This window comes from Rathayibacter sp. AY1C1 (genome assembly GCF_002932105.1).
Lineage (GTDB): Bacteria > Actinomycetota > Actinomycetes > Actinomycetales > Microbacteriaceae > Rathayibacter.
On record NZ_PSWH01000022.1, the window covers coordinates 42,367 to 58,492 of the forward strand.

A 16,126-nucleotide genomic window follows, 5' to 3' on the forward strand; every position below is an offset into this window, starting at 1 on the left:
GGGATCAGCGGGTGAGGATCCACGCCACCAGGTAGCTGCGCGAGTCGGCGCTGTCGATCGAGGAGTCCGGCAGGCGCTCCGCCCGCGCGAGAGCCGCGGCCGGGTCGCTGGTCGCCTGCAGCATCAGCACGTAGTCGGCGAGCGGCGCGCCTGGGGCTCCGGCCACGAGCTCGTCGACCCGCGAGGGGTCGGGGAGGAACGCGGTCGACGGCGGCATCGGGATCAGCTCGATCCCCAGCAGCGCCGAGGGTGTCGCGTCGAAGAAGGTGGCGTAGTCGCGCTTGCCGCCCCAGTTGATCGCGACGAACGGCGCTTCGAAGCCGACCGGCGTCTCCGGGCTCAGCCAGAGGTCTGCGGCCGCCTGCGTCTCGAGGGAGAGCAGCCAGCGCGCCTCCTCGAGCAGCGGCGCGTTCCCGGAGGCGGCGGCCCAGAGGGCGAGGCCGTTCCAGGCGTTGACCGCCTCGGACACCGACTCCTGGTCGTTGCCGTCCCGGGCCGGCGCGAGCCCCGAGGCCCAGGAGTGGCCGCGGTACGCGTCGAACACGCGCAGCCGCGGGAACTCGGCGGTGTCGACGGGAGAGGCGAGATCCAGGGCGAGCAGGTCCGCGACGGTCCGGTACCGCTCGAGGAGGGACGGGTCCTCGGCGGCCAGCATCCCGACGGCGGAGAGCAGGTAGCCGTAGTGGAAGTGGTGGTCGTTGAACGCGTCGGACCCGAACGACGGCGCGGAGCCGACGACGCCTCCGAGCACGGGGTCGTAGACGACGCACTTCACGGCACCCGGTGCGCAGCCGCGCGGGTCGAGCCACTGGTCGAGCTCGGCGGCGATCCGGTCGTGCAGGTCGGCCGCCACCTCCTCCAGGCCGAGGTCGACGGCGAGACGGTGCAGAGCAGCGGCGCGGTAGAGCTCCTTGCCGGCTCCGTAGGTGTCGGGCGCGGCGAAGCGGGTGGCCGCGGCGTCGAGTGGCACCTGCGTCCGGAGCGTCGTCTTCTCCTCGGCCGTGAGGGAGCCGAGATCGAGCGCCCCCGACTCGACGATAGTGGGGGCGGCGCGGGAGAACGACGTTCCCGCACGGAGCCCCACCCGGCCGTAGAGCGTGTCGTAGCCGATCGCCCCCTCGGCCCCGAGGCCGAAGAACGTCTCGGCGCCGCCCTCGGTCCGCAGCGCGTAGGTCGTGGTGGTGGTGCTCGCCGTGACGTCGTGGGAGACGCTCGCGCCCTCGAGGGGCACTGCACGACGCCGAAGCTCGTCGATCCGCGCCCTGCTCGCTCCCGGAGGCACCGCGAAGAGGAGCAGCGTGCCGTCCAGCGTCATCCGGGGGAACGTATCGAGGGCGGCGGCGGGCGCCACCAGCCCGTACCGCTGTCCGCCCGCGGTGACCAGGAGCAGGCCGCCGGCCGCGCGCTCGGGAGCGGTGGCGCCTCCGATCAGCACCGTCTGGGCGCTCTCGGTCCGGTAGGAGGCGTAGGGCCAGCCCTCGGCTGCGACGAGCTCACCGGCACCCGCGAGGCTCCAGTGCGCGACGAGGTCGTCGAACGCGGAGAGCGCCACCGCGCTCGAGGGGACCGTCACGGTGAGATCGTCCCGGGCGAGGGCGTAGACGGTCCGCGGAGCCGCCTCCACGATCGGGAGGCCCACGGTGAAGCCGTCGGCGCGCGGCGTGACGGTGAGGATCCCTGAGTAGAGCGGGAGATCCTCCCCGAACACCGGTCCGGACACCCACGAGTTCGTCGGCGGCCGCACCCCTTCGGCAAGCCGCGCCGTCCCCGCGTAGGGGCCGGGGACCTGCGGCAGCTCCCGCGCGTGCACGGACGCTGCCACGGCCCAGTCGGACGCGGAGCCGTCGGACGTGCATCCGGTGAGGCCTGCGATCGCGAGGGCGAGAGCGAGGGCCGCCCCCGCCCCGCGCCTCACCGCGCGAACCCGCCCGGCGTGAAGAGCCTGCCGAGCTGGGCGACCAGCCAGCCGCCGAAGCCGTCGCCGTCGTCGCGGAGCCGCACCTCCGCCGCGACGGGAGCTCCGACCACGGTGTAGTCCTGCGTCGTGATCTCGTCGGTGCGCGCGCGGATGACGGTCGTCGCCCGCCCCTCGTGGAACCGCTCCACCTCGACGTCGTAGATCTCGGCGTCGACGGTCGTCCCATCCGGCATCGCCACGGCGACGGTGCCGCCGATCGGGACCCGCGAGTAGTCCCGGGCGCCGAGCACGAACTCGCTCTCGAGGTGGATCGAGTCCGAGATCGCGACGACCGCGATCATCTGGTCCTCCTCGACGAAGGAGCCGATCTCGGCGTCGACCGACGTGACCACGCCGTCCAGCGCCGCCGTGAAGACCATCAGGCCGCCTTCCTCGATCCGGTAGCCGACATCGGCGCTGGTGAACGTCTTCGTCTGCATGTCGGACTCGAGGACGGTGCTCTGCAGGCTGAAGAGCACGTCGCCCTTCTCCACCGCGTCGCCGCGGGAGATCGTGAGGTCCTGGATCGTGCCCGCGTAGGGCGTCCCCAGCGAGTACTCGTCGGTGACGAGCTGAGCGCTCGCCGCCCGCACGGTGAGCGAGGAGTTGTTCGCGTAGACCAGGCCGGCGGCGGCGGCGCCGAGCGCGAGGGCGCACGAGGCGAGGAAGCCGAGCCAGCGCAGCGCGGTCATGCCGCACCCACGGCGAGTCCGTGGCGTCCCGCGGCGGCGGGGCCGCTCGGAGCGACCACCTCGGCCCGGGCGGCGCGCTTCAGGAGGACGTGCTCGCGCGCCGCGATCACCGCGAACGCTCCGAGCGTGAGGGTGTTCAGGACGTTCCAGGCGAGCGCCACCGAGTACTCCGCGGTCCACTCCGCCTTGAGGAAGCCGACGACGGAGGTCGCGGCCAGGAACACCAGGAAGACCATCTGCACCTTGATGAAGTTGAAGGGCGAGGCGGCCTGCCCGGTCGCGCCCGTCGAGGTCCAGGCCGGCTTCCGGCCCGCGAGAGCGAGGAAGAACGCCTTCGTGTACATCGGGAAGGTGACGGTCGACAGCAGCAGCGTCTCCCACCGGAACGAGCCGATGATGAACAGCGCGAGCCCGATCTGCAGCACGTAGAACCCGCAGTAGAAGAGGATCCACTCGACGAGCGGCACCTCGAGGCTGACCGGCGTGATGTTCAGGTAGATCTGCAGCGGGGGCAGCACGATCAGGCCCAGCGGCACGATCCCGGTGAAGTAGAACGTGACGGTCATGAAGTACTGCACGCGCTGGTCGGTCGTGAGCCGGCGCTTCGGCGAGAACGGGTTGTGCTTGAGCAGGATCTCGAACCCGCCGACGGCCCAGCGGACCTGCTGGCGGACGAAGGCCTCGATCGTCTCGGGCGTGCGCCCGACCGCGAGGGTCATCGGCACGAAGATCGAGCGCCAGCCGCGCTCGTGCACGAAGATCGACGTCCAGATGTCCTCGGACTGCGAGCCCTCGTACATCCCGCCGATGTCGTCGAGGGCCTTGCGGCGGAAGACGGCGTTGGTGCCCACGCAGAAGGCGGAGTTGTACTTGTTCTTGCCCGGCTGGGTGAGGGCGTAGAAGACGATCTGCATGTAGGCGGAGCCGCGCGAGATGAAGTTGTGCGCGTTCCCGTAGACCTGCGGGGCCTGCACGAAGGCGACGTCGTCGTGGGCGAAGAAGGGGAGAGTCTCCTCCAGGAACTCCGGCACGGTCACGAAGTCGGCGTCGATCATCACGGCGAAGTCCGAGTCGGTCAGACGGAGCGCGTGGTTCACGTTGCCGGCCTTGGCACCCGCGCGGTCCTCGCGCACCACGTAGCGGACGCCCAGGCGCTCGGCGATCGCGGCGACCTGCGGGTCGTCCCCGTCGTCGAGGAGCCACGTCACGTGGGTGCCGCGCATGTCGCGGGCCGCACGGGCCGTCTCCTCGATGATCGCGGGGTCCTCCCTGTAGGTCGTGATGAAGACGTCGACGGTGATGCGGCGGCGGCCGAGGTAGAGGTCCTCGCCGATCGGGATGCCGTCGACCGGGCTCCCGTAGAGCGTCGCTCGAGCGGAGTGGAAGGCGGAGTCGCGCGGGTCGTAGGTGCTCGACAGGGCGGTCCACATCGTGAGCGCGGCCTGGCCGATCAGGTACAGCTCGCAGATGATGACGATGGCGAACGGGAGGGGGTCGCCGATGTTGCGCGGGTTGAGCAGGAAGGCGCCGTAGAGCAGAGCGCCGGCGCCGGAGAGGAGCACGATCATGATGAGCGAGGGCGACTGCTGCTTGGCGCGGCTGGTGACGGCACGGGGGCTGGCGACGCGTTGCTGGCGCGTCAGGAGCGGGCGGATCTCGGGTGGAGCGGGAGGACCAGGGCGGGCGGGGGTGCTGGGGTTCACGGGTGAGCTCTTCGGGTAGGTGGAAGCGGGGGCCCGGAGCGTCGTCGGTCGGGGGTGCCGGACGGCGCGCCGGAGGAGCGCCTGTGCGCGCGTTCGGCTCAGGTCGCTGATGCGCCGCGGTCCGTCGGGTACGGCGCGGGCGTCGGGGCCGCGGTCCCGTCGGGTACGGAGTCGCGGTGCGGAGGCCGCCCGTCATCGGGGATGTCGGCGGCGGTCCCCATGTTCGACCTGGGAGAGTGCCGGGACAAGAGCCGGAAGAGGACGTGTCCGCTAGCGGACACCCCGTTCCGACACCGCGGCTCCGCGGCGCTGAGCTCGCCGACGGCCGGAGTCAGCGCGGCCGGACCGGCAGCCAGCCCCGCCGCGTCGCGAGCACGCCCGCCTGGAAGCGGCTCTCGGCGCCGAGCAGATCGAAGAGACCGGCGATGTGCCGACGGCAGGTGCGCACGCTGAGGTCCAGCCGTGCCGCGAGCGCCTCGTCGGTGAGCCCGGCGGCGAGGCCCTGCAGGATCGACCGCTGCACCGCGGAGAGGGAGGGCTCCTCCTCGGCACCTGCCGCGTGCAGGGGCGCTGCGAACTCCCACGCCGCGTCGAACACGCGCGCCAGGGTCGCCGCGAGCTCGGGGGAGCGGACGACCAGGGCGGCGCGGTCGTCCTCGTCGCGGGAGCGGGCGACGATCGCGAAGGAGCGGTCGAAGACCACCAGCCGGAAGGGCAGCACCGGGAGGGTCCGGAACCGCGCGCCCAGCGGCTCGAGCTCCGCGACCGAGCGCCGGAGGGCCGCGTTGTCGCGGCGGCGGTCGAGGTACAGCGTCCGCCTCGCGATGCCGCGCCCGAGCAGCTCGCGGTCGACGGCGTCGCTCGCCTCGTGCCGCTCCACGCTGCTGGTGCCGGGAGCGGCGATCAGCACCTCCTCCGAGGCTCCGCGCTGCAGGTCGAGGAGCAGCCGGAGGACGGTCGCCGGGTCCTCGATCACCTCCACCTGCTCCGCGGCGGCGAGGACGCTGCGGGCGCTCCGGTAGGCGGGGACGAGGGCCATCAGCTCGCTGCGGCGGCGGGTGATCCCGGTCTGCAGCTCGAGGAGGCGCCGCTCGTCGTCGGCGATCAGCTCGGCCAGGGCGATGTCCGGTGCGGCCGTGGCGAGCGACTCCGCCCCCGCGTGCAGCGGAGCGAGCAGCCGGAGCCCGATCAGCTCGTCACGCGCCTCGCGGAGGCCGTCGACGGTGACGCCGAGCTCGTCCGACGCGCTCTCGAGCGACCAGTCTCCGCGCACGGACGCGTGCAGGTACAGCGCGATCGCGTTCTCGCTCAGCACCGGCGGCCCCCCGTTCTCCCGACCCTCCCGAGTGTAGGAGGCGCGCACTCAGCGCCGCCGCGCGAGAACCGCGACGACGGCGAGCTCACCGGCGAGGACCAGCGCTACCGCTCCGAACACGGCCGGGCCGACCAGCGCGGCGAGCGGAGTGAGACCGGCGTTCGCGAGGAGGGGGGCGAGGAGACCGATCACCACTCCGGTACGGCGGGCGGGGGGCTGCCGGCGGGCGACGGCGACGACGCTCAGCGAGGTCGCGGCGGCGGCGGCGAGCACGAGCAGGAGGACCGCCGCGGGGTGCGGCTCCCCGAGCAGGAGGAGCGCGGCCAGCGCGGCCCAGGCGAGGGCGCCTCCGGCGGCGACGGGGCCGAGGTGCGGGGTGGCGGCGGGTGCAGTGGCGGTCATGGTGCGTCCTCTCGTCGTGGTCCTCCGAGCCTCGCGAAGGCCCGTCGGCGGCACCAGATCAGCATGCGGGCACGGCAGCATCCGGACATGCGGCGGACCCCCGGCTCCGCGCGGGGCGGAGGGTCGGGGGCCCACGGGACGTCCGGGCAGGCTCCGGCCGTGGCAGCATCCGGTCAGCCGGCCTCGCGCAGCCTCCCGCCGGCGAGGTGGAGGCTGCGCTGCGCACGGCGCGACGGCAGAGTGGTGGGTGTCGTCGGCTCCTGCTCTCCGGGCGCCCGCTCTTCCCGGGGCGGTGCCCACGGTCGTAGGCTCGCGCTCATCCGCAACGGGAGGGGCCGACGATGACCGCCACGAGAGAGACGTCCGCCCCGCCCGAGCTCAAGCGGGTGCTCGGCCCCAAGCTGCTGCTGCTGTTCGTGGTCGGCGACATCCTCGGGACCGGGATCTACGCCCTCACCGGGCAGGTCGCGGCCGAGGTGGGCGGGGCCGCGTGGCTCCCCTTCGTGATCGCGTTCGTCGTCGCCACGCTCACCGCCTGCTCCTACCTGGAGCTGGTGACGAAGTACCCGCAGGCGGCGGGCGCCGCGCTCTACGCGCACAAGGCGTTCGGGATCCACTTCGTCACGTTCCTCGTCTGCTTCACCGTGATGGCGAGCGGGATCACCTCGGCCTCCGCCGCCTCGGGCGCCTTCGCGAGCAACTTCGCGATCGGCTTCGGGCTCGGGGACGGCGCGGGGACGCGGCTGAGCATCGCGCTGGTGTTCATGGTCTGCATCGCCCTGGTGAACCTGCGCGGTGTCGCCGAGAGCGTCGGGCTGAACGTGGTGCTCACCCTGATCGAGCTCTCGGGCCTGCTGCTGGTGATCTTCGTGTGCTTCTTCGCGGTGTTCGGCGGGCAGGCCGACTTCTCGCGGGTGGTCGCGTTCGAGGCGCCGGAGGACAAGTCGCTGCTGCTCGCGGTGAGCACCGCGACCTCGCTGGCGTTCTTCGCGATGGTCGGATTCGAGGACTCCGTGAACATGGCGGAGGAGACGAAGGAGCCCAGCCGCATCTTCCCGCGCGTGATGCTCACGGGTCTCGGCATCACCGCCGTGGTCTACGTGCTCGTATCCACGCTTGCCGTCGCGATCGTCCCCGTGGGGGAGCTGGCCGGCAACGACACTCCGCTCGTCACGGTCGTCGAGGCCGCGGCGCCCGACTTCCCGATCTCGACGCTCCTGCCCTTCATCTCGCTCTTCGCCGTGGCCAACAGCGCGCTGATCAACATGATGATGGCCAGCCGCCTGCTCTACGGGATGAGCCGCCAGGGCGTGCTGCCGCCGTTCCTGCAGAACGTGCTGCGCGGACGGCGCACGCCGTGGGCCGCGATCCTCTTCACGACGGTGATCGCCCTGCTCCTCACCGCCTACGTGTCGCGCGACCCCTCCGACCCCATCGCGGTGCTGCTGGGCGGGACCACGTCGCTCCTCCTGCTGACGGTCTTCGCCGTCGTCAACGTCTCCGTGCTGGTGCTGCGGCGGCAGCCGGTCGAGCACCGTCACTTCCGGACCCCCACCGTGCTGCCGGTGCTGGGCACGATCGCCTGCGTCTACCTGGTGCTGCCGATCACCTCGGGACGCGACACGGCCCAGTACGGGATCGCGGGGGTGCTGCTCGTGATCGGCGTCCTGCTCTGGGCGGCGACCTTCATCGACCGGCGGGTCCGCGGCTACGCGCGCACCGCGGCGATCGCTCCGGAGGAGCTCGACGCCGATCCCGCGGAGGACGCATCGGGAGCGCACAGTGACGGCATCGGCCGGTCATAGCCGATCCATAGGGAACTCCCGATACTGGAGTCATGAGCACCCCGGCCCCCTCGAAGCACCTCGCCCCCGCGCAGCGCACCCGCCTGAAGCGGGCCGACGGGACGCCGATCCGCGTCCTCGTCGTCGACGACGAGAGCACCCTCACCGACCTGCTCCAGATGGCTCTGCGCTACGAGGGCTGGGAGGTGCGCACCGCCGCTGAGGGCCGCGCCGCGATCACGATCACCCGCGAGTTCCGGCCCGACGTGATCGTGCTCGACGTGATGCTCCCCGACATCGACGGCCTCCAGGTCCTGCAGCGGGTCCGCGCGGACGGCAGCGAGACCCCGGTCCTCTTCCTCACCGCGAAGGACGCGCTCGACGACCGGATCGCCGGGCTCACCGCCGGCGGCGACGACTACGTCACCAAGCCCTTCTCCCTCGAGGAGCTGGTCGCCCGGATGCGCGGCCTCATCCGCCGCAGCACCCTGCTCGCCAACGACGCGGACGACCCCGAGGTCGTCGTGGGGGACCTGGTGCTGAACGAGGACAGCCACGAGGTCCGCCGGGGCGGCGACGAGATCGAGCTGACCGCCACCGAGTTCGAGCTGCTGCGCTTCCTGATGCGCAATCCGCGCCGCGTGCTCAGCAAGGCCCAGATCCTCGACCGGGTCTGGTCGTACGACTTCGGCGGCAAGTCGAGCGTGGTCGAGATCTACATCTCGTACCTGCGCAAGAAGATCGACGCCGGCCGCTCGCCGATGATCCACACCGTGCGCGGCGCCGGCTACCTCCTGAAGCCCGCCGACCAGTGAGCCGCACCGGCCGCCCGTCGCTCGGCGACTTCGCGACCCGCTCCGCCCTCCGCAGCTCCCGCCGCGGCCGGCGCGCGCCGTGGACTCTGCGGCGGCGGATGGTCGTCGCCGTGGTCGCGCTCGTCGCGGTGACGGCGGGCGTCGTGGGAGCGGTCAGCGTGCTCTCCGCGCGCTCGATCCTCTACGGCAGCACGGACGCGTCGCTCAGCCAGTCGGTCACGCGCCTCCAGGACTTCGACGGGCCGAGCCGCTTCGGCGGGTCGAGCGCGATCGAGCAGGCCACGACCTGCCCCAGCGGATCCTTCGGCGGCGGCCCGAGCCAGAACCTCAGCACCATCACCGCCGTCCAGGGCTCGGACGGCTCCTTCATCGGCGCCTACGTCGACGCCGACGGGGTCTGCCGGCAGTTCTCGGACCCGGCCGACTCGGTGCTCGCGGCGGCCGTCGCCGCAGGGGGCGAGGAGGCGACCATCGAGCTGCCCGGGAGCCTCGGGACCTACCGCGTGCGCGCGGCGGCGGTCGAGGGCTCCGTCGTCGTCGTCGGCGTCCCCCTGGGCGAGGTCGCCGAGACGCTCGCCTCCCTCACCTGGGTGGTCGTCGTGGTGGTGCTGCTGGCGATGCTGCTGGTCGCCCTCGTCGCCACCGCGATCATCCGCGTGGCCCTGCGGCCCCTGGAGCGGGTGGAGGCGACGGCGACCCGCGTGGCCGAGCTGCCGCTGGACCGCGGCGCGGTCGAGCTGGTCGAGCGGGTCCCGGAGGAGGACGCCGACACCCGCACCGAGGTCGGCCGCGTCGGCGCCGCCTTCAACCGCATGCTCGACCACGTCACCGGTGCGCTGGAGTCGCGGCAGGCGAGCGAGGACAAGGTGCGGCAGTTCGTCGCCGACGCCTCGCACGAGCTGCGGACCCCCCTCGCGGCGATCCGCGGCTACGCGGAGCTGCCCCGGCGCGGCGGGACCGAGCTGCCGGAGTCGGCCGCCTACTCCCTCGATCGGATCGAGTCCGCCGCCACCCGGATGACCTCGCTGGTCGAGGACCTCCTCCTGCTCGCCCGCCTCGACGAGGGCCGCGACCTCGAGAAGGAGCCCGTCGACCTGACGCTGCTCGTGATCGAGGCGCTCTCGGACGCGCACGCCGCGGGCCCCGACCACGAGTGGGACCTCGAGCTCCCCGAGGAGCCGATCGAGATCCGCGGCGACGGCTTCCGGCTGCACCAGGTGGTCGCCAATCTGCTGCGGAACGCGACCGTGCACACGCCCCCCGGCACCCGGGTCGTGGCGGCGCTCGCCGAGGAGGTGTCGGAGGGGCGGCCGATCGCGGTCGTCACGGTCACCGATTCCGGCCCGGGCATCGCGCCGGAGCTGGTGCCGGTGCTGTTCGAGCGCTTCGCCCGCGGCGACTCCTCCCGAGCGCGCACGACCGGATCGACGGGGCTGGGCCTGGCGATCGTGGCGGCGGTCGTCGACGCCCACGGCGGGCGCGTCCTCGTCGCGTCCGAGCCGGGGCGCACGAGCTTCCGCGTCGAGCTGCCGGCGGGCTGAGGGCCGGGAGGGCGGTCTCCCGCCGCCCGCCCTACACCGAGACGCCCAGCCGGCGGCGCGCGTCGTCGAGGGTCCGCACCACGGCGACCACCTCGTCGAGCGGGTGCAGCGGCGACTCGGTGCGCCCCTCCGTCACGTACTGCGCGACGTGCAGCGCCTCCCAGGCGAGGCCCTCGCCGCCCTGGAGCGGCGTCTCGTCGATCCACGACCCGCTCTCGGAGCCGCGGGTGAGCGTCACGCCGCCCGGCGTCCAGAACGACGGGTGCACGTCGATCCGCCCCGCCCGCCCCGCGACGCTCGCCGCGTGGCGGGTGTCGGCCAGCACGGTCGAGGTGGCCACCGACTGCACCCCGTGCGCGTGGCTGCCGACGATCGTCGCGGTCGCGTCGACGCCGGTCGAGGTCATGCTGCCGGCGACGACGGTGCTCTGCGGGGTGCCCGCCACCATCGAGACGAAGGAGGAGGCGTAGACGCCGACGTCCAGCAGGCCGCCGCCCGCGAGCGCCGGGTCGAAGATCCGGCTGGAGGGGTCGAAGTCGAAGGCGGCGCCGAAGTCGGCCGAGACGACGGCGGGCGCGCCGACCGCCCCGTCGGCGAGCAGCTGCCGCACGACGTCCATGTGCGGCAGGTAGCGCATCCACATCGCCTCCATCGCGAACACTCCGGCGTCGCGCGCGGCGTGCACGATCATCTCGGCCTCGCCCGGGGTCGGCGCGAACGGCTTCTCGACCAGGATGTGCTTGCCCGCGGCGATGGCGAGCAGTGCCTGGCGGGCGTGTTCCGAGTGCGGGGAGGCGATGTAGACCACGTCGACCTCCGGATCCTCGACCACGGCCTCGTAGCCGGCCGAGGCCCGCTCGATCCCGAACCGGCTCGCGAACCGCTCCGCGCGCTCCAGCGAGCGGGAGCCCACCGAGACCACGCGCTGCCGGGTGTGCTTCTGCAGCGCCTCGACGAACGAGCCGGCGATCGAGCCGGGCGCGATCACCCCCCAGCGCAGGACGGGGGAGTCGAGGAGGGAGGGGAGTCGGGGCTCGGGGAGCGTCAGTGCCATGCGTCCACGCTAGGGCCCCGTGCCCGGCGGGGGCGAGGGGGTGCGCGGCGGTCCCCTAGGGTGTGACGGCACGCGCAGTCGCGGGCGGAGGAGGACGTCATGCCCGAGTGGTACACCCTGGGCGTTGTCGCCCTCGTGATCGTCGTGGTGGTCGTCGCGATCGTGCGCTTCCGGTTCAACCCGGTGCTGGCGCTGGCCGTGGGAGCCGCCGCGATCGGCCTGCTCACCGGGCTCGGCCCCGTCGACACCGTCTCCACGATGACCACCGGCTTCGGCGAGGTGATGATGGAGGCGGGCCTCCTGATCGGCTGGGGCGTGCTCATCGGCGCGATGCTCAACGAGATGGGCGCCGTCGTCCGGCTCGTCGAGGGCCTGCTGCGCGTCTTCGGCCGCCGCGGGATCCCCTACGCGCTGGGCCTCTCCTTCGCCACCTACCTGCAGACGATCTTCGTCGACGCGCTGATCGTGATCGCGGCCCCGCTCGCGCGCCGGATCGCGCCGCGGCTGGGGCGCGCGGGCACCGGCATCGTCGCCGTGACCTTCGCCGTCGGGCTCGAGACGGGCATCGTGATGATGGTGCCGGGCTTCGCCGCGGTCGCGCTCGCGGGGCTGCTCGGAGTGCCGCTGGGCGTGATGATGCTCGGCGGATTCGCGGTGGTGGCGCCGACGGTCGTGGTCACGATCCTGCTGATGTCGCTCGCGTTCCGCCTCGGCTTCTGGGACCCGGCGCGCGACGAGCAGCTGGTCGTGCGCGACGACACGACCGGGCTCGCGACGGTGGGAGCGTCGCCCGATGCGGACGGCGGACGGCTGCCGTCGTTCGGCGCGCGGGGGCGCGGCGGGGCGTCCTCGGGCGGAGCCGGAGCGGTGTCGGGCGGCTCGTCCGGCTCGTCCGTCGAGGACGCGGCGGGTCCCGCTGAGGCGCAGGACGCCCACGCCGCCCGCGAGCGCCCGCTCCTGCTCCTCTTCGCGCCCATGCTCCTCGCCCTCCTGCTCATCGCCGCGCAGGCGGTGCTCACCGTCTCCGGGATCGAGCTGCCGGTGCTGCAGTTCCTCGGGAACCCCGTCATCGCGCTCCTCCTCGCCGTGATCGGCACCGGAGTGGTCGGCCGGTCCACCGTGGGAACCGCGCGGATGGAGAAGGCGGTCGCCAAGGGCTTCCAGGACGGCGGGCAGATCTTCCTGCTCACCGGCGTCGGCGGGGCGCTCGCCGCGGTGATCGCGCAGGGCGACCTCGGCGAGATCCTGAAGGGCTACTTCTCGACCTCGGCGACCGCGCCGCTGCTGCTCGTCTGGGTGATGGCGGCCGTGCTGCACATCGCGGTCGGCTCGGTCACGCTCTCGGCGATCACGGCGGCCGGAGTCGTCGCGCCGGTCGCCGCGACACTCGGCCTCGACCCTCTGCTGATCGCGCTCGCCGCGGGCTCCGGCGCGCTGTTCTGCATCCACGTCACCTCGAACACCTTCTGGCTGCTGCAGAGCTTCCTCGGCCAGTCGGTCCGCGGCGCCCTCAAGTCCGTGACCGTCGGCGTCTCCCTCGCCTCCGTCCTCGCGCTCGGCGCCACGCTCGTCCTCTCCCTCTTCCTCTGACCGGGCCCTCCTTCCTCCTCTCGCCGGATGCCACTCGGGCACTCGAGTCGCCGGGCGAGGCGTACCGAGGAGGCATCTCGCGGAGCTGACCCGGCCGACACGTGACGGAAACATGGAGCCTCTCTCTTCCTGAGAGGGTTCACATCCGATTCGGAGATCCAGACGCCGACGGGGGCCCGATCCGTTCCGTCACGCCTCGACAAGGGAAGAACACCGCTTGAGATCTCGAACCGCCCTCGCCTCCGGATGCGCCGCGCTCGCGCTCGCCGCCGGCGGCCTCCTGGTCGCCCCGCCGGCGACCGCCACGACCGCAGCACCCGCCGACTACACCCGCGTGGACATCGTGCGTCCGCCGTCCGCTCCGATCGCGGTGCCGACCAGCTACCCGCAGCAGACCCCGCTGACCGAGGTGCCCGTCGACCCGACCGACGCCTCGCTCCTGCGCGGAGTCACCCCCTACGACGCCATCGCGCCTCAGCTGAACGCGCTCGCCGCCCGCTCCGACCGGGTCTCGACCCAGGTGGTCGGGAAGTCCGGCCTCGGCCGCGACATCTACCTGGTCACCGTCACCGCCCCCGAGACCGAGGCCGAGACGGCTCAGCAGGCCGAGTGGCGCGACCGGCTCAAGTACGAGCCCGCCGCCGCGGCCGCCGACGCCGAGCTGCTGGACGGCTACAAGGTGCCGGTCTGGTTCAACGGCAACATCCACGGCAACGAGTGGGAGGGCAGCGACGCGATCCTCGAGTACATCGAGGGCGTCGCCACCGCCGAGGACGCGGAGACCGAGGCGCTGCTCGAGGGCAACCGCCTCTACTTCACCGTCACCAACAACCCCGACGGCCGCGCCCTCGGCCAGCGCGCCGTCGCCGCGGGCTACGACCCGAACCGCGACATGATCACCGGAGCCACCAGCGAGGCGGCCGTGATCCGCGACCTCTCGAGCGTGCTCCAGCCCACGTACTTCATCGACATCCACGGCTACACCGGGATCCTCCAGGTCGAGCCCTGCGGCCCGCCGCACGGCGAGAACTACGAGTACGACCTCTTCCTCCCGCACGCGTACGCGACCGCGCTGGAGATCGAGCGCCGCGTCGTCGAGGCCGACGTGCCCGGCAACACCTACCTCGCCGAGGACGGCAGCGCCACGACGGAAAACACCGGGAAGATCCTCATCCCCTACCGCGACATCCGCGCGGGCTGGGACGACTGGCCTCCCATCTTCGCCCCGCAGTACGTCGCCTTCCAGGGCGCGATCACCAACACGGTGGAGCTTCCGCTCGGCCGCACGGCCAACAGCACTCCGGAGGAGATCGCCCAGGGCCAGGCCAACGCGGACATCGACGTCGAGGTCGCCGGGATCGTCATGGACGCCTCCGTCGACTACATCGAGGCCAACCGCGACGCGCTCCTGAGCAACCAGGTCAGCATCTTCGAGCGCGGCGTCACCGGCGCCCCCGCCGTCGAGATCCCCGCCGACGTCTCCGCGGCCGACCTGCCCGCGGGCGTGCCGACCGAGTGGACCGAGATCTGGGACGAGACCGACGTCTACACGACCGAGTACCCGCGCGCCTACGTCATCCCCGTCGACGGCACGCAGCGCTCCGTCTCGGACGCCGAGACCCTCGTCGCGCAGCTGCTCGCCCACGGCGTCGAGGTGTCGCGGACCACGGCCGCCACGAGCGTCGGAGGAGTCTCCTACCCCGCGGGCACCTACCTGGTCGACATGCACCAGTCGGTCCGCGGCCTCGCCAACGTCCTCCTCGCCGACGGCAGCGACATCTCGAGCCGCGTGCCCGAGATGTACGACGTCTCGGCCTGGAGCCTCTCGCTCCTCTGGGGCGCCGACGTGCAGGCGATCGGCTCCACCACCGACGCCCTCCCGGCCGTCGGCCTGGAGCCGGTGACCGCCGTGGCTCCGGTCGGCTCCGTCCCGGCAGGCGCCGACTACCTCGCCTTCGAGCCGCGCGGCGTCCTGGAGTACCAGGCCGTCAACGCGCTGCTGGCCGACGGCGTCGCCCTCGAGCAGTTCGAGGACGGCACGATCGCCCTCCGTGCAGACGCCGCCGGGTTCGCGGCCGCCGAGGGAGCCGCCGCCGCCTTCGGCGTCGACTTCACGGCGACCACCGCCGACCGCGTGCGCGCCGAGGACGGGAAGGCGCTCGACGCCCTCCGCGTCGCCTACTCCGGCACGAACGAGGACCGCGACGCGCTGGCCAAGCTCGGCTTCGCCGACGCGGTCGCCGTCGACGCGGCCGCGCTCACCGCGGGCACCGCGACCCTCGAGAGCGCCGACGTGCTCTACGTGGGACGCGCCCTCTCCTTCACCCCGGAGCAGGCCGCAGGCCGCACCGTGGTCGAGGAGTTCCTCGCGGCGGGCGGCGACGTCGTCGGCCGCGGTGGCGCTGGAGCGGCCTTCATGTCCGACTTCGGCCTGGCCGAGCTGACTGCGCAGACCGGCACGAGCGGCTCCAACGGCATCGTCTCGGTCGAGACGCCCGGCGGCGGAGTCCTCGGCGACTACCCGCAGGACACCGCGTTCGTCTCGCCGGCACTGTGGTTCGCCGGCTTCGACGAGTCGGTCGCGGTCGAGCAGAGCTACTCGGAGGACGGCACGTTCGTCGCCGGGCACTGGGTCGACTCCGAGGGTCAGTCCCGGAGCGACGCGGCCGGGCAGGCCTCGGCCGTCTCGTTCTCGACGGAGTCGGGCACCGAGGGCTTCCTCTTCGGCACCTCGCCGGTGTTCCGCAACCACCCGGTCGGAGCGTTCAGCGACGTCGCCCGGGCGCTGCTCGCCGTGGCGCCGGAGGGCGCCGCCGTCGAGCTGCCGGGGACTTCGGAGCCCACGCCGACGCCGGAGCCGACCGGCTCACCGGAGCCGACCGCGACTCCCGAGCCGACGGCGACGCCCGAGCCCACCGCGACGCCCGAGCCCACCGCGACGCCCGAGCCGACCGTGAGCCCCGAGCCCACGTCGACCCCCGAGCCCACGTCGACCCCGGAGCCCACGTCGACCCCGGAGCCCACCGTCGTGCCGACGGCCGGACCGACCGCCACGGCCGCGCCGATCACCGCACCGACCGGCCCCGGCGGCCTCCCCTCCACCGGAGTGGAGACCGGCTCCTGGCTGCTGCTCTCGGGAGGTGCTGTCGCCCTCGGCCTCGGCTCGCTCCTGATCGCCCGCAGCCGTCGCCGCGAGGACCAGGAGGCCTAGCCTCCGCCTTCGGGGAGGGATCGGGCGCCCGCCGCCCGGTCCCTCCCCGTTCCCGTTCCCCG

11 protein-coding genes are annotated in these 16,126 nt (G+C 73.0%); 5 read left to right on the forward strand and 6 right to left on the reverse strand.

Translation table 11 applies throughout. From position 1 onward, the window contains the following. Window positions 1-4: 4 nt before the first annotated feature. The 5 genes from C5C71_RS11520 to C5C71_RS11540 form a co-directional block, all read right to left on the reverse strand. A complete protein-coding gene (locus C5C71_RS11520; protein WP_146084459.1) occupies window positions 5-1,720 on the reverse strand; it encodes a glycosyl hydrolase in 1,716 nt (571 codons plus the stop codon). Window positions 1,721-1,911: 191 nt separating this feature from the next. Beyond that, window positions 1,912-2,649: a biotin/lipoyl-binding protein gene (locus tag C5C71_RS11525; RefSeq protein WP_104337724.1), complete on the reverse strand. Its 738-nt coding sequence runs from the start codon at window positions 2,647-2,649 to the stop codon at window positions 1,912-1,914. Further along, window positions 2,646-4,352 carry a glycosyltransferase family 2 protein gene (locus C5C71_RS11530; protein ID WP_104247767.1) on the reverse strand — a complete coding sequence of 569 codons (1,707 nt, stop codon included), beginning with the start codon at window positions 4,350-4,352 and terminating at the stop codon, window positions 2,646-2,648. Before C5C71_RS11530 ends, C5C71_RS11525 begins: the two co-directional genes overlap by 4 nt. Window positions 4,353-4,683: 331 nt before the next feature. Further along, window positions 4,684-5,667: a helix-turn-helix transcriptional regulator gene (locus C5C71_RS11535; protein ID WP_104337725.1), complete on the reverse strand. Its 984-nt coding sequence runs from the start codon at window positions 5,665-5,667 to the stop codon at window positions 4,684-4,686. A 48-nt stretch (window positions 5,668-5,715) separates the two neighbouring features. Continuing rightward, window positions 5,716-6,069, reverse strand: coding sequence for a hypothetical protein (locus C5C71_RS11540; protein ID WP_104324517.1), 354 nt, complete (start codon window positions 6,067-6,069; stop codon window positions 5,716-5,718). Between the two features lie 341 nt (window positions 6,070-6,410). Between C5C71_RS11540 and C5C71_RS11545 the strand changes: the two genes are divergently transcribed. Genes C5C71_RS11545 through C5C71_RS11555 form a run of 3 tightly spaced genes read left to right on the forward strand, consistent with a single transcriptional unit; the run spans window position 6,411 to window position 10,209 of the window. Beyond that, complete coding sequence (locus tag C5C71_RS11545; protein ID WP_104234223.1) at window positions 6,411-7,874, forward strand: APC family permease; 1,464 nt, start codon at window positions 6,411-6,413, stop codon at window positions 7,872-7,874. A gap of 32 nt (window positions 7,875-7,906) precedes the next feature. Further along, a complete protein-coding gene (locus tag C5C71_RS11550; protein WP_104223650.1) occupies window positions 7,907-8,668 on the forward strand; it encodes a response regulator transcription factor in 762 nt (253 codons plus the stop codon). Beyond that, window positions 8,665-10,209: a cell wall metabolism sensor histidine kinase WalK gene (locus tag C5C71_RS11555; protein ID WP_219812137.1), complete on the forward strand. Its 1,545-nt coding sequence runs from the start codon at window positions 8,665-8,667 to the stop codon at window positions 10,207-10,209. Before C5C71_RS11550 ends, C5C71_RS11555 begins: the two co-directional genes overlap by 4 nt. Window positions 10,210-10,240: 31 nt before the next feature. Here C5C71_RS11555 and C5C71_RS11560 read toward each other — a convergent pair whose 3' ends face one another. Beyond that, a complete protein-coding gene (locus tag C5C71_RS11560) occupies window positions 10,241-11,263 on the reverse strand; it encodes a Gfo/Idh/MocA family protein (RefSeq protein ID WP_104223651.1) in 1,023 nt (340 codons plus the stop codon). A gap of 99 nt (window positions 11,264-11,362) precedes the next feature. On the opposite strand from C5C71_RS11560, the gene C5C71_RS11565 reads away from it, so the two are divergent. Next, complete coding sequence (locus tag C5C71_RS11565; protein WP_104337726.1) at window positions 11,363-12,853, forward strand: GntP family permease; 1,491 nt, start codon at window positions 11,363-11,365, stop codon at window positions 12,851-12,853. Window positions 12,854-13,070: 217 nt separating this feature from the next. Next, complete coding sequence (locus C5C71_RS11570) at window positions 13,071-16,064, forward strand: M14 family zinc carboxypeptidase (RefSeq protein ID WP_104337727.1); 2,994 nt, start codon at window positions 13,071-13,073, stop codon at window positions 16,062-16,064. Window positions 16,065-16,126 lie beyond the last annotated feature (62 nt).

Coding starts and splice junctions, on each gene's coding strand:
- C5C71_RS11545 (WP_104234223.1), top strand. CDS start 6,411: ATGACCGCCACGAGAGAGACGTCCGCCCCGCCCGAGCTCAAGCGGGTG.
- C5C71_RS11560 (WP_104223651.1), bottom strand. CDS start 11,263: ATGGCACTGACGCTCCCCGAGCCCCGACTCCCCTCCCTCCTCGACTCC.
- C5C71_RS11565 (WP_104337726.1), top strand. CDS start 11,363: ATGCCCGAGTGGTACACCCTGGGCGTTGTCGCCCTCGTGATCGTCGTG.
- C5C71_RS11525 (WP_104337724.1), bottom strand. CDS start 2,649: ATGACCGCGCTGCGCTGGCTCGGCTTCCTCGCCTCGTGCGCCCTCGCG.
- C5C71_RS11550 (WP_104223650.1), top strand. CDS start 7,907: ATGAGCACCCCGGCCCCCTCGAAGCACCTCGCCCCCGCGCAGCGCACC.
- C5C71_RS11540 (WP_104324517.1), bottom strand. CDS start 6,069: ATGACCGCCACTGCACCCGCCGCCACCCCGCACCTCGGCCCCGTCGCC.